Genomic DNA, 12,234 nt, shown 5'->3' with positions numbered 1-12,234 from the left:
GAGCCATCCCTCTGGTTTTTTAAAATACCTTGTCTTTAAACTATACCAAAAGTGGGTTGTCGTAAAGTGGGAAACCCACCTTTTTTATTCCCACCTTTGAAAATTAACGGCATACATCCCCACCTTTCACAAAGCACCCACTTTAAATACAGTACTTTTTATATATATATCATATAGTTATTGTTAAATATAAGATACATCCACGGCATAACGGCACACATCCCCACCTTTAGAAAATATTCACCAATTACATGAACTTAGTTGACATCCCATGTCTCCAGAATTTTACGTCAAAGCTCTGGATCTCAATCGTGAACTTAAAAGTAGTTTGCTTTAAGTACATTTCTTATTGCCCGATAACGTGACGTGTATCCCAAACGCGCAAGTTGCTCAATATTTAATCTTCGCGGCATATATCCCCACCAGTGACGGCATATATCCCCACCAGTGACGGCATATATCCCCACCTTCACGGCATACATCCCCACCTTTAACGGCATACGCCCCCACCAGTGACGGCATATATCCCCACCAGTGACGGCATATATCCCCACCAGTGACGGCATACATCCCCACCGATAAACTCGGATCATTTTTTTTTATAGTGCTATATTAGAAAGTTAGGGTGTTAATAAAATGTTACCTAAGTTTATTAAGTTTACTAAGATCTAACTAAGTCACTATTAAGTTATTTAAAAAGATAAATAAGCTTTTGAAGGCAAAAACATGTGGATAACTCACGCTGTCAAATAAAGCACACTTCTTCTTCTGCCGAACCAGAGCGGTAGGAGCTATATGCCGCATCTGGTTAAATTACGCTTCCTCGGCAAGACAGACTCGCAAGCTCGCTAATCTTGCCTTGCGGCGAGCGTTACATACTCACGTTTCCCTTAGCTGAGTCTGTTACCGATCCTTTTCGGATCATCGGATCTATAACGAAACGGCTTCGCCGAACACGCTGTACGCGATTTTTCACCGCATAGACGTACAATTTAATACGTCGAGTGCATGAACGGCTTAGAGAGGCTTACAGAGCGAATCTGATGATGGCCTGATCTGTCAGCCTCAATGTGATGCTAGTTCTTGCGATCAGAAATAGATAAATCCTTTCGCAGCATACACTGTATGTACATAGTAATAGTTAATATGCAAATACATGGTAATGCTATGATTGTAAATACACTGTATACACTGTATACACTGTATACACTGTATACACTGTGTAGTAATCGGCTTGTAAGCTGGCAAAGCCAGCACCCGCAGTACAGCGCCCTCCGGGAGGCTGTGCGGGGTTCTGAGTGTCCTATAGGTTCGTCTGGCAGGACGGGGGGAGGTTTAACGCCGTATGACAGTCAGCGGTTCGCGTTGCTCACGCCTGGTGCCACAGGTATGGGGGAAAATGTGATCCCGGATTAGCATCTTTTATCGGCTGCGCCTCAGAAAAAAAAATTAATAAAAACAGAAAATAAAAGATTGAATGCTCCCTAAATAATGATTTACGATGATTACATCGAAACGGGGAACGGCCTGTTTCATCACCGAACAGCCCTTAAGGGCAGGAGATATAAAGTGAAAACGTCAGCATCTAAAGAAAATATTCAGCAGGAAGCCCTAAATCGCGCCGTATCTAACAACTCAATCGCTAACTATCAGGCGATTATTGAAGGATTCATGGATAAAGGGATCAACGAGATGAAGCCTAGTCCTGATTTGGCAAGGCTGCTTACTTACCGGAAGAAACTCCCATGAAAGAAATTTTTAGCAAAATGATTTCTAAAGGAAATAAACAGTGCAAGTTGACTGTTTATGTTGATGCAGATTCATGCAGTCTCAACTTTACTGCGTTGGGGCGTACGAATCCCCCAGGTGGAGCGAAGCGTGAACGCTTCACTATCTTCGATGAAATCTATGAATTTGATTCTATTAATGATATTGACGATGAAATTCTGCAGATGCTCCCTAAAAACGACAAATTTAAACCATTAGCCGAGTGTTTTACTGCCCTACACCATGAATTTATTGAGCTTCAAAAAAATGCTTAAAGAGCAATCACCTGAATATCTTGCAGAATTGCAGGCTAAAACCGGACTCACCAAACCTGAGTTAGCAGAACGGCTGATGATGTCCCTCAAATCATGGGATAACCTTATATCGAAGAATTGCAGTCAAAAACTACCCGGTGTGAAGTTTGAGCTTTTACTCTTGCTGGCTGGCAAGCACCCAGAATACATTTTAACTAAACGTTGATTACGCTGTGCGCATGATGTATTTACACTGTTTTTGCGGCATCCCGCCTTGTAAGCTGGCAAAACCAGCACCCGCAGTACAGCGCCCCACGGCGCCTGTGGCGCGATGGTGTACCTTTCGCAGGCTCACGCGCTAACTGCGCCCTTCGGGAGGCTATGTCGGGTTATGAGTGGCTTCCGGTTCGTAATGGCCTGGCAGCGCGGGGGAGGTTTAACGGCGTATGACAGTCAGCGGTTCGCGTTGCTCACGCCCGGTGCGGCAGGTATCGGGGAAAATGTGATCCCAGAGTAGCACCTTTTATCGGTTGCGCCTCAAAAAAACAAGCAAAAACAGAAAGAAAAGCTGTTGAACTCCCTAGATAATGAGTTATAATGATTGCATCGAAACGGGGAACGGCCTGTTTCACCACCCAACAGCCCTTAAGGGCAGGAGATTTAAGATGAACACTCAAAAAAATGAAACTGAGATCACCCCTGTAGATGTTCTGGTTCACTGGTCAGAATCCGGTGATTTTCCTTTCGAGAATAAAACCTACTCTTTCGAAGAGTTTGAACGTGCAGCGGCGCTGGCGGCTTCAAAAACAACAGAGTTCTACGATAAAACAAAAATTACTGTAATTTTCTCGAACGGTATTGAATACGGCTGTGGCCTTGATCTTGCTGCACACGATAAAAAGGGTTTCCGTGATCACTGTAACAAGATGATTAGATACTCTGATACTCCTGAAGGGCTGGACTATTATACAAGAATGGGATTAATTGACTGTGTTAATTTCTTAAAATCAATCACTTGGCCTACTGCTTAAATAAATAACAATGTAGGGCTTTATTGAGAAGCCCTAAAATAGGTGTAGCGGCTTACCAACATAATGGCCTCTGCTCGCAAACATCGGGAATTTCTGCTCGAATTATCTGACAATGGAGCGGCGTTTGTGCTCACGATCTTTACCAATGTGCTTGCAAACATCCGTCGTCTGCTCACTTTAATTGCCAATGGGGAGAGTGACCCGGATGGCGTCGATAACTGCCAACTTTTCCTCTCCCCTCGGTGACGCATAAACCTTCGTTTTTGAGTCATTCACAGCAAGGGCGTACTTACTCGCAAATTGCGCTCTAAAACCTTCTCAAAACTGTTATTGATACCACTGTCGCGAAATGCTACGCCTCCCACGACTTTTGAGAATGTTTAAGAGGTGACTAAGCGGATCGGATACGCCAGGGTCAGCACGGTAGACCAGAATCCAGAACTTCAACTGGAGGCTCTGAGACGCGCCGGTTGCGAGAAGGTATTTACCGAGCGCGGATCCGGTGCCCGGGACGAACGACCGGAGCTGAACCACATCCTTTCCGATGTATTACGGGCAGGCGATATATTGGTTGTCTGGAAACTCGATCGTCTGGCGCGCTCATTGAAGAAACTCATCGCGACGGCGGAAGAGCTGGAGCATAAGCTTAAAGGGCAAAAACATCAGGTTGATGGCTACAGAGCAAGCTATTGATACGACTTCCGCTTCCGACAAAGCCTTTTTGGATATACTGGGTTTTCGCCGAATTAGTGGCACTCATGCCCCATTAATTTGGTATCCCCGCCATTGGCAATTAATGTGAGCAGACGACGGATGTTTGCGAGCACATTGGCAAAGAGCGTGAGCACAAACGTCGCTCCATTGTCAGATAATTCGAGCAGAAATTCCCGATGTTTGCGAGCAGAGGCCATTATGTTGGCAAGCCGCTACAAATAGGTCATTAATCCGAAATGTTTTATGTATAAGAAAACAGAAATCACAATTGAATTGCACCGCATAAAACATTGCTTGAAAGCTGGTGCGGTTGTTCTTGATAAATTCTCAACCAGAGAAGAAGCCGAAAACGCGTTAGAGAAAAAGAGGTCTTTCTATCAGTTTTGGGCAGACTCGGCAACGGTATCTGTTTTGAATACAAAACCTAAAATCAAAAAAATTTAACCCGGACGGATTGAAAGGTTTCGAAAAGAGGAAAAAAACCACCGTAAGGTGGTTTTTTTATCGGTCAGTTGACATGATTTTTTTGTATCTGGATTCGGCTTCCAGTTTCTTTTCTTTTGGAAGTTGTTGAATTATATTCTCTGTCAGTTCAGATAGCTCAACAATACCTGATCCGAATTTTTCCAATTCTGATTTATTCTTCACTGACAAGGCATAGTAAACGGCCCCAGAAAAAACGGAGGTGAGCAACAGAACAGAAGCAAGGCAAAGACCAACAATTTTTGTTGTTGATAATGGTTTTGTTTTTTTCGCTTCGCTCTTATAAGTATCTGTAACCGATTTGAGTTCACTCTTCAGGTCAGCAAGAATGAGCGAAAAATGTTTTGTGATCTCATGTTTGGCTGTTTCTTTTAAATCGAAAATCTCTTTGTTTGCTTCAGTGATGTTTTTTTCTAATTCTTCACCAACCTGAAGCAGTTCTATCAATTTATCGCTAACTGCGTTCTCCAGCGCTTCAGGGACTTCGGAAATTGCCCCAAGAAGTGCCTCTTTAAAATTCTCAGTCTCTTTCTCAAGAGTCAAAAGATCTTCAATCATCATGTTGATTTTTGCGTCTTTGAAATCTTCAGAGATACTCTTGCTCATACTTTTTCCTTAATAAAATAGCGGGATGTTATCCCGCTATATCAATCAAAATTCTAAATTACCGAAAGCTACATCCAGATCTGAATTAAAGCCATTCATCAGCATTTTTGCAGCACGAAGATTCGACAGTTCTTCTCGTTCTTCTTTCGTGCCTGCGGCACGAATAAGAGCACGGTAGTCACGATCATCGTTATACACATCTTCGTATTTCATTCCCATTGTGGTGAGAATGTTAAAGATGTTGTTGTGATAAACGGTAGGTATGATTTTACCAGCAATCTTTTTGCATTGCTTATCAGCGAGGAAGATTGAGAACTGTTTTTCAATAGCAGTGTCTTTTTCGGCCAAGTTAAAAATCACTTTAATACGACTATCTTCAATGCCCATATCTAAAAGGCTATTGATGGTTGCAATAGAATCTCGCTGTTGTTTTTCTTGAGGGGTGACAGGGACAATGAAGTGATCAATCAGATCATGACTGCCCTGATATTCAGTCATTTGAACCATAAACTGCTCGATGTTAGAAGCGCCAACGTCGATGATTGTGCAATCAACATCGTCAATACGCTTAATGATCTCATGGAACTCTTTTGCTGAAATTTTTTCATCAGTAGTACCATCGGTATTGATGGTCTCAACTTTGATAATCGCAGAATATTCAAAACGTGGTTTAAGCAGAGCCTGACAAATAGTAGATTTACCGACATTACCGCTGTTATTTAAAACTGCCATTTTCAGATACATTGTTAATCCTTATTTTTTTGAAATGTAATTTGTTAAGGTGTTACCTAATCTTACTGGGTTAGGTGATTTCCATGTTCCGATAGTATCAATACTTACACCACCTTCGATGGCTCTTAAAGCAATTCTTTCGTTATTGAAACAAACTTTTAGGTACTGGTTAAGCAACTCATTTGACGCTTTTGGCTCCTCTACCTCTGTACCTAAGTGAGACTCTACGTTGCTGCCTGATCTCGATAATGCTATAGGTTCTGTCACAACCGTTCTAGATTGGCCTAGCTGTTTTTTAACTTTTGCTTTTGCCCGATGAAAAAGGGTATTAATACTCTTTGCTGTTAAGTGATCGCCAGTCAGTTCATTTAAGTAATTCGAAATTGATTCCCAAGAAGCAATTTCCTTAGCCTTAACTAAATCATTGTAGTGGCGGTTAAAAGCTGCTTGTTTGCTTTTCAAACCACTCTGATTCAGTAAATCAGCTAAGGGTTCCAGTAAATCTTGCAACTCTTTCACTTTATCGCCCTCAACAAATACATGCGGGTATTGTGTAGGCAATTAGTAGGTGAGTCAACCTTTCTATAGCTATTCTGTATGTATTGCGTAGGTTGGTCAAGCATTTATGTAGGTATAGTGTATGTATTTTGTGGGCACTCCTTCATGCTAAAGATATCAGATGCAACCTACAGGCACGACGGCGATGTATACACAGACATTTCATGTCCGGTATAATCGCTGTGCCAAAGGGGATACCCCTTTGAAACCCCGAACTACGTTCTGGTGCGGTTCTACGAACCTTGAAGGATAAGAAAATGGCAGTAGATCGAAAACACGTAATCTCAGTGCGCATGACAGAGGAAGAGTATGAACCATTCAAAAAAATCCTCGAATCAACGGAAATCTCTAAGTCAGAGTTCTTTCGATTGGTTATGCTTAATCGTCTTGCCGATTTGCCATCAAAACCTAAAGTTACTTCTGACTACAAAAAGTGTCTTTTCTACTTCAACAAGACGAGTAATAACATCAATCAACTTGCGAAACGTATCAACATCGACGCAAAAAATGGTGGTATGACCGATGCAACCTATCGTCGTTTTATGAATACGCTGATCTCTATCAGTAACTTACTCTCTGGATCACTGAAATGATTATTCGTATCAGTGGTGGTAATGATGGTGTTGCTGAGTATCTTGAAAATGGACGAAAGGCCGAGCGTGATTTTACTCGTGATGAACTCGATTATCGTTTGATACTCGATGGCAATCTTGACACTACCGAAAAAATCATTCAGTCAATAGATAACTCTGGTCAAGAACGCTATCTCCACATTACCCTTTCATTTCAGGAAAGTGATGTTTCCCATGAAACTCTAAAAGCCGTAACTGAAGAATACAAAAATCTGCTCATGAATGCCTATGACGAAGATGAGTATAGTTTCTATGCTGAAGCCCATTTACCAAAAATAAAAAACATTACAAATAATGCTACTGGTGTACTTGTGGAAAGAAAGCCTCATATTCACATTGTCATACCTGAAACGAATCTTGTTACAGGAAAAAAGCTTCTTCCGACAGGAAAAGTTACTATTACTGAGCGTTATCTAGATGCAATCCAAGAACATGTTAATTATAAGTTCGGTTTAATCAGTCCGAAAGATGTAACCCGAGTAAGTGATAATAACTACGCAAACGTTTTATCTCGCACTAAAGGCGATTTGTATCGAGAACGTAATTCTGATTTCAAAAAACAAATTCTGGAAAGTATCACGAAGAATAATATTACCAGCTTTTCTCAGTTTGGTCATTATCTTAAAGATTATGGCGAAGTTAAACTAAGAAATGCGGGTAAGAGCACGCAATACTATGCAGTTAAACTTGAAGGTGACTCGAAGTACACAAACCTTAAAAGTCCTCTTTTTTCTCAACAGTATGTTGAGAAACGTGAGCTTCAGATAGTTAAACCTACTGAAAAGCAGGTTTTCCAGTTAATTAATGACTGGCAACAGCGTGTATCCCATGAAGTAAAGTATATTTACCCTAAGTCCGAAATTGTACGCACAGCATATAAATCGCTTAGTGATGAAGACAAAAATACATTCCTAAAAGAGAGGATTAACAGCTATGAAAAAGAAAGAAGATTTCCTTCAGAGAAAGGACGGAAAGAGCATCAGCAGCGAAGTTTTAAACAATCTGCCAAGCCATCTTTATCCAGAAGAGCAAACCGCTTGTCATATATGCCCCAACGCGCTTTGGTTTACGGAATTAGGGGTAGTTCAAGACAGCCAGGTAGGGAGCGGGAGGGAGCCGGGAGAGAAGCATCTGAGCGTCTTTTGTCGGCTTATGAACACAGTTATTTGGGAGAGTCAGGGGCAGAAAGCGTTCATGCTGATCAAACAATGCGACGGTACGATGCCGGAGAACGATCCGCACAATCAAGAGGGATAAAGTCAATTCAGGAATCTTCAGTTCTGCATGAAGAGTTTTTCCAGCACCTTAACGAAAAAGCGCAGGACAACGAGATAGAGACTATGCGCGAGGTCAGGGATAATATAGACCCTGAACGGTTCCTGTCTACATTATCCCGAGAGTATCAGTTAATAGCCGCTAATTACAAAATTACGAAAGCTAAGGATGGATCACCGCGCTTCCAAGTTGGTAAGCGTAATATGAATGCTTCTGATTTTTTGACAAAACATATGAATCTTTCCTGGAATGATTCAAAAGCTATGCTGTTAAAAACGTATGCTGAACAGCAAGCAAAATTGCCGTTTGAAAAAGCGTTAATCCGAGTGTCTTTAACTAAAGAACAAGCAAGATATAGATTTGATTCTCTAAAGGAAGCACAAAAAGAACTAAAAAATATCCTTACACTTAACCGTAGTTATTTGTATAATGAAATTAGAGTTTTGCGTAACCAAATTTATCAGGTTCGCGGTCATGAAAGAGAAGTGACCCGTGGTTTGATTGTTTATCACAAACTTACTGGTCTGGAAACTATTTCTGAAATGGATAAAAAAGGACGTGATTTTATCACGGATTATCATGCTATCTGGAATGAGGATAAAGACCCTATGAAAGCGCTTCAAAAACTTAAAGAAATAATTAACTTTACTGATGAAGAAAACGGAGTAGAGGCCGCTGAAACCACTCTATCAATCAAATCGCGTGTTGAGGCACAAAAACGTGTACAGGAATTGCAACGTACCCGTCTCAAAGATTTGGTTCTTCAAAAATCACAGGATAAACTTGTTTTCCTTAATCCTGAAAGCGAAAAACCTGTTTTCACTGATAAAGGTGTGCGTCTTATTGCCAACAAAGATGCCAGTAACGAAGAGATCGCTCTTATGCTGGAGTACGCCAAAGAGAAATTCGGCGGTGTCCTTAAACTTAATGGTGATGATGAGTTTAAGACAACATGCGCACTTATTGCTGCCGAGAAAGACATGAACATCATTATCAAGCCTGATGAGTTCAATAATTTAATGAAACAGCATAAAGCCGATCTCGTTGCTAACCACATCCAGCAGGCAGAGCAAGAACATAATAAGCCAATGCCTGATCAAACCGTTGAGGCTGGAGCTGAAGATCTGGCAGAAAATTTACACAATACTCAGCAGGTTGTGCCTGCGCCTGTGGATGAAGTAAAGGCCATTCAGGTTGAACTAGATTATAGTGTGCTCGACAGATTAGACGGCTTTGTTAAATCGCTGCTGCTCGATGCTCAGGATGCACACTATGGCTACCTAGATAACGTGACGGAAGAAGGTACAACCTACGAAGTCTTAGGTCACACTGAAGGTGACACTGAAGACATCTTCAGGCTTGCTACTTTTGACAATGAACGGGATGCACAAGCGTTTTCAGACATCGCAAATACATTGGGTAAAACCAAGCTTGCGGCTCTTATCGATGAGCACCAGGCCATCCCTTCTCTTATTGCTGAATACGCAAAAAAAGCGGAATCTGAAGAGCTGGAGTTCTTCGTTCGTGATGTAGAACTGGAGATAACCAGTAAAGATATGACGCTGGATGAAGCTAAAGAGTATCTCGAGAAAGAGATCGTTCTAATGAGAACGGTTAAAGAAGACATGCACCAGGATAATGAGAACGAAAACGTTCAAGACTGAAGTCATAACAAAGAAAAAGCCGGGAAATCCCGGCTTTTTCTTTTCAAGTTACTCACAGTTTTTTAGATTCGAGAATCCAGTAGTTTTTCTGGTTTTCATCCATCTGCTGAAATGCAGCAAGTGAGGCTTTCACAATGTCAGTATGCCCCAGTCCGGTACTGGTTGCTCCCTCATCCATGATGTCAATAAACACCTGCTGTAACCTGAAGTTCTTAGGTAAAGCTTTACCAGAAGCAGGGCGGCGATCTCCGTCCGAAATGAATCGGGCCACGTTAGTGTTATTGTTTTTTTCGCTTTCATTTTTGTTAGTTGCGGCTGCAATCAATACGGGAATAGTTGGTACTTTCAGTTTTAAGCCAGCCATGATCTCATTCCGTAATGTGTATGTATGCTGTATGTACATTATAGCCGTTATTTTTATTATTACAATGTACGTACAGTGTGTTTAGTTAAACTAAATCAATCTCTTTTACCATTAATTCTAGAAGAGCCTTAGCCTTGTTCAGGCTGGCGGCGCGAGAAATCTCATGAACACCCGCGCCCAAGTTGCACGCACCTTCATACACATCGAGATCGGATAATCTGGTTTTAAGTGGTTGTATCCAGATTTCATTACTCTTCAGTTCTTTCTCAAGTTCGATTGCGTCCGTCACTTTGTTTGGCTTCACGCGCGTCATAAGCACCCAGGGCTTAAGCGAAGGATTGCCATTAGCCTGCAACTGTGCAGTACGTACCGCTTCAGTTACTTCGCTTAAAGTCCCTGTTTCGAATCTTGAAGATGGCTTAACCAGAGTGACCAGAATGTCTGCAACTGTAAGCGCACTTCGGAACTCGGCACTGTCATGACCAGGACAGTCTGCTATCACCACGTCTGCCATTTTTTGCAGGCGTTTGATCTCTTTGTTCACATCCCTACCATATGCTTCATGGATAGGAATTGGTGTCAGACCTGCCGCAATTCTCTTTTCTTTCCAGTCCATAAGCTCCGGGTTTTTGTCTGTTTTTAGAATTATAACCCTAATTTTGTAGAGAACTGACAGCATCACCGCCAGATTTACAACGGTCGTTGTTTTACCTACGCCCCCCTTGTTTGAACCGACAACTAAAGATTTGCCCATCTCACCCTCCAGTGTATGTACATCGTACGCAGCCCTTAATCATAGTGGTGTCATTATGATGTGTATACAGTGTAATATAATCCAGTATGTACACAGTATTTATAGCACCGCTTATATACGATGTAAATACACTATATACACATATATGTAATTTCATTGTGTTTACGGTTGTGTGTGTACGGAGTATTTACGGAGGGGCGCGTTAAAGGCCGGGGAGTGGTCGCCCCCCGGCCTTAGTTACGTTTCCGTCACGCTCAGAAGAACATGCGGATCAGTTCAAGAAAGACGATTACCGCTTTCAGAACCATGATGATTTTATCAATCATGCGTTTCTCCAGATCACCGGAGTGAGAACACCACGGCTTACTCTTACACTGCCTGTCACCGTGGCTCTCTTCATTGTTAGATGCAGAGCGATCGCTGTTAATACTGATTGAATTGTGACCTACCCTGCCAGAGCACCAACTCCGCGCCGGAACGGTAAAAAAGCCGACCTCACCAGTCGGTTTTTTTACGTCTGCTTTATCCCGCTTCGTTAAAATCCACGCTATATGAAGATCCGTTTCTGCGGTAAACCCCGGCGTCACCCTTTCAGCATTTGCCGCGCCGTCTGCGCGTCACAGCTGAATGACAGCCCGTTCCCGGTTAGCACATCGAGCGAGAACACCCGCGTATAGACTTCTGTACTCCGGGCATAGCGATGCCCCAGCAGCCCCTGGATGGTTTTTTCCGGTACGCCACTCATGAGCAGGTGCATGGCGAACGAGTGCCGGAACGTGTGCGGCGTGACCGTAATCGTAAACGTTACCCCGTCACTTTTTGCGCGGCTCACCGCGCCGTTCAGCCAGTTCAGCGGCGTTTGCCGTGACCGTACTTCCCACACCGGAACATGCTTAACCCGCTTTCGCCAGGTGGCGAGGTATTCCCTCATCCTTTGTACGTAAGCGGCATCGAGCAGCGGCACGATTCTTATGCCGGGTTCCGGCGGTTTGCGGTAGCGCGGATCGGGGTGCAGGGTGTCGGCGTCAGCCGCCGGACGACCACGGCCCCGGACGGCTTCGCGGTTGCGCTGTTTCAGGGTTTTCAGCATCACTACCGCCTGCGGGTGGCGGCGTGACGGCTCCAGCGTAAAACAGGCGGGTGTCAGCGCCAGCGCTTCGTTGAGTCGCGCCCCGGTATTCCACAGCGTTTCAAAATACATCCGGGCGGTGAGATCGTCGATATACGACAGCAGTAACCCGACTTCCGGCGCAAGCAGGTATTTCGGCAGACCCGCGCCGAGGTGCGCGGCGTAATCGCGCATCGTCCGGGCGGCATCGAGCGACCACGATCCGGCAACACGGCCCGGAACGGTGACGCTACGTGAAATCTGAACATTTCCGGCAGGTAAGTGACTCAAC

At 43.3% G+C, this 12,234-nt stretch carries 14 protein-coding genes and 1 pseudogene; 8 read left to right on the top strand and 7 right to left on the bottom strand.

Annotated features, from left to right (window positions below; translation table 11 throughout):
* Positions 1-1,569: 1,569 nt before the first annotated feature.
* From ETA_RS00535 to ETA_RS00505, 6 genes and pseudogenes are all read left to right on the top strand, one after another.
* Positions 1,570-1,749, top strand: a complete 180-nt coding sequence (locus ETA_RS00535) for a hypothetical protein (protein WP_157861758.1) — start codon at positions 1,570-1,572, stop codon at positions 1,747-1,749.
* Positions 1,746-2,042, top strand: coding sequence for a hypothetical protein (locus ETA_RS00530; RefSeq protein WP_012443258.1), 297 nt, complete (start codon positions 1,746-1,748; stop codon positions 2,040-2,042). The genes ETA_RS00535 and ETA_RS00530 overlap by 4 nt, the downstream gene beginning before the upstream one ends.
* Positions 2,035-2,247 (top strand): hypothetical protein, encoded by a 213-nt coding sequence (locus ETA_RS00525; protein WP_042958408.1) that lies wholly within the window; start codon positions 2,035-2,037, stop codon positions 2,245-2,247. Before ETA_RS00530 ends, ETA_RS00525 begins: the two co-directional genes overlap by 8 nt.
* 439 nt (positions 2,248-2,686) lie before the next feature.
* On the top strand, positions 2,687-3,052 hold the full coding sequence (locus tag ETA_RS00515; protein ID WP_049778721.1) for an LPD25 domain-containing protein: 366 nt from the start codon (positions 2,687-2,689) through the stop codon (positions 3,050-3,052).
* A gap of 387 nt (positions 3,053-3,439) precedes the next feature.
* Positions 3,440-3,691, top strand: a pseudogene (locus ETA_RS00510) (recombinase family protein); the annotation flags it as partial.
* Positions 3,692-4,009: 318 nt separating this feature from the next.
* A complete protein-coding gene (locus ETA_RS00505) occupies positions 4,010-4,210 on the top strand; it encodes a hypothetical protein (protein WP_012443255.1) in 201 nt (66 codons plus the stop codon).
* 57 nt (positions 4,211-4,267) lie between these two features.
* Here the strand turns inward: ETA_RS00505 and ETA_RS00500 are convergent, their stop codons facing one another.
* The 3 genes from ETA_RS00500 to ETA_RS18615 are packed head-to-tail and all read right to left on the bottom strand — an operon-like array spanning position 4,268 to position 6,106.
* The gene (locus ETA_RS00500; RefSeq protein ID WP_012443254.1) at positions 4,268-4,855 is read right to left on the bottom strand and encodes a hypothetical protein; all 588 of its coding nucleotides are present in this window, start codon (positions 4,853-4,855) and stop codon (positions 4,268-4,270) included.
* Between the two features lie 45 nt (positions 4,856-4,900).
* On the bottom strand, positions 4,901-5,599 hold the full coding sequence (stbB, locus tag ETA_RS00495) for a StbB family protein (RefSeq protein ID WP_012443253.1): 699 nt from the start codon (positions 5,597-5,599) through the stop codon (positions 4,901-4,903).
* A 9-nt stretch (positions 5,600-5,608) separates the two neighbouring features.
* A complete protein-coding gene (locus ETA_RS18615) occupies positions 5,609-6,106 on the bottom strand; it encodes a hypothetical protein (RefSeq protein ID WP_049778720.1) in 498 nt (165 codons plus the stop codon).
* Between the two features lie 296 nt (positions 6,107-6,402).
* On the opposite strand from ETA_RS18615, the gene ETA_RS00480 reads away from it, so the two are divergent.
* Together ETA_RS00480 and ETA_RS19560 are read left to right on the top strand one after the other, a co-directional pair.
* Positions 6,403-6,738, top strand: coding sequence for a DUF6290 family protein (locus tag ETA_RS00480; protein ID WP_012443251.1), 336 nt, complete (start codon positions 6,403-6,405; stop codon positions 6,736-6,738).
* On the top strand, positions 6,735-9,716 hold the full coding sequence (locus tag ETA_RS19560; RefSeq protein WP_012443249.1) for an LPD7 domain-containing protein: 2,982 nt from the start codon (positions 6,735-6,737) through the stop codon (positions 9,714-9,716). Before ETA_RS00480 ends, ETA_RS19560 begins: the two co-directional genes overlap by 4 nt.
* A gap of 52 nt (positions 9,717-9,768) precedes the next feature.
* Here ETA_RS19560 and ETA_RS19770 read toward each other — a convergent pair whose 3' ends face one another.
* The 4 genes from ETA_RS19770 to ETA_RS00455 all read right to left on the bottom strand — a co-directional run bounded on the left by ETA_RS19770 (position 9,769) and on the right by ETA_RS00455 (position 12,233).
* Positions 9,769-10,080: a stability/ partitioning determinant gene (locus ETA_RS19770; protein ID WP_071819144.1), complete on the bottom strand. Its 312-nt coding sequence runs from the start codon at positions 10,078-10,080 to the stop codon at positions 9,769-9,771.
* Between the two features lie 85 nt (positions 10,081-10,165).
* The gene (locus ETA_RS00465; protein WP_012443247.1) at positions 10,166-10,834 is read right to left on the bottom strand and encodes a ParA family protein; all 669 of its coding nucleotides are present in this window, start codon (positions 10,832-10,834) and stop codon (positions 10,166-10,168) included.
* A 254-nt stretch (positions 10,835-11,088) separates the two neighbouring features.
* Positions 11,089-11,160 (bottom strand): damage-inducible type I toxin DinQ, encoded by a 72-nt coding sequence (dinQ, locus tag ETA_RS20630; protein WP_407919826.1) that lies wholly within the window; start codon positions 11,158-11,160, stop codon positions 11,089-11,091.
* A gap of 257 nt (positions 11,161-11,417) precedes the next feature.
* Positions 11,418-12,233, bottom strand: coding sequence for a tyrosine-type recombinase/integrase (locus ETA_RS00455; RefSeq protein ID WP_231853267.1), 816 nt, complete (start codon positions 12,231-12,233; stop codon positions 11,418-11,420).
* Between the last annotated feature and the right edge of the window lies 1 nt (position 12,234).

The sequence above is a fragment of the Erwinia tasmaniensis Et1/99 genome (assembly GCF_000026185.1).
GTDB lineage: Bacteria > Pseudomonadota > Gammaproteobacteria > Enterobacterales > Enterobacteriaceae > Erwinia > Erwinia tasmaniensis.
Note: the sequence above shows the minus strand (reverse complement) of the source record. Positions and strands in the feature narration are given on the sequence as shown.

Bases quoted from the DNA above. Each gene is read 5' to 3' on its own strand.
- ETA_RS00505 (WP_012443255.1), top strand. From the start codon at position 4,010: ATGTATAAGAAAACAGAAATCACAATTGAATTGCACCGCATAAAACAT.
- ETA_RS19560 (WP_012443249.1), top strand. From the start codon at position 6,735: ATGATTATTCGTATCAGTGGTGGTAATGATGGTGTTGCTGAGTATCTT.
- stbB (WP_012443253.1), bottom strand. From the start codon at position 5,599: ATGTATCTGAAAATGGCAGTTTTAAATAACAGCGGTAATGTCGGTAAA.
- ETA_RS00480 (WP_012443251.1), top strand. From the start codon at position 6,403: ATGGCAGTAGATCGAAAACACGTAATCTCAGTGCGCATGACAGAGGAA.
- ETA_RS19770 (WP_071819144.1), bottom strand. From the start codon at position 10,080: ATGGCTGGCTTAAAACTGAAAGTACCAACTATTCCCGTATTGATTGCA.
- ETA_RS00500 (WP_012443254.1), bottom strand. From the start codon at position 4,855: ATGAGCAAGAGTATCTCTGAAGATTTCAAAGACGCAAAAATCAACATG.
- ETA_RS00515 (WP_049778721.1), top strand. From the start codon at position 2,687: ATGAACACTCAAAAAAATGAAACTGAGATCACCCCTGTAGATGTTCTG.
- ETA_RS00525 (WP_042958408.1), top strand. From the start codon at position 2,035: ATGCTTAAAGAGCAATCACCTGAATATCTTGCAGAATTGCAGGCTAAA.
- ETA_RS00465 (WP_012443247.1), bottom strand. From the start codon at position 10,834: ATGGGCAAATCTTTAGTTGTCGGTTCAAACAAGGGGGGCGTAGGTAAA.
- ETA_RS00530 (WP_012443258.1), top strand. From the start codon at position 1,746: ATGAAAGAAATTTTTAGCAAAATGATTTCTAAAGGAAATAAACAGTGC.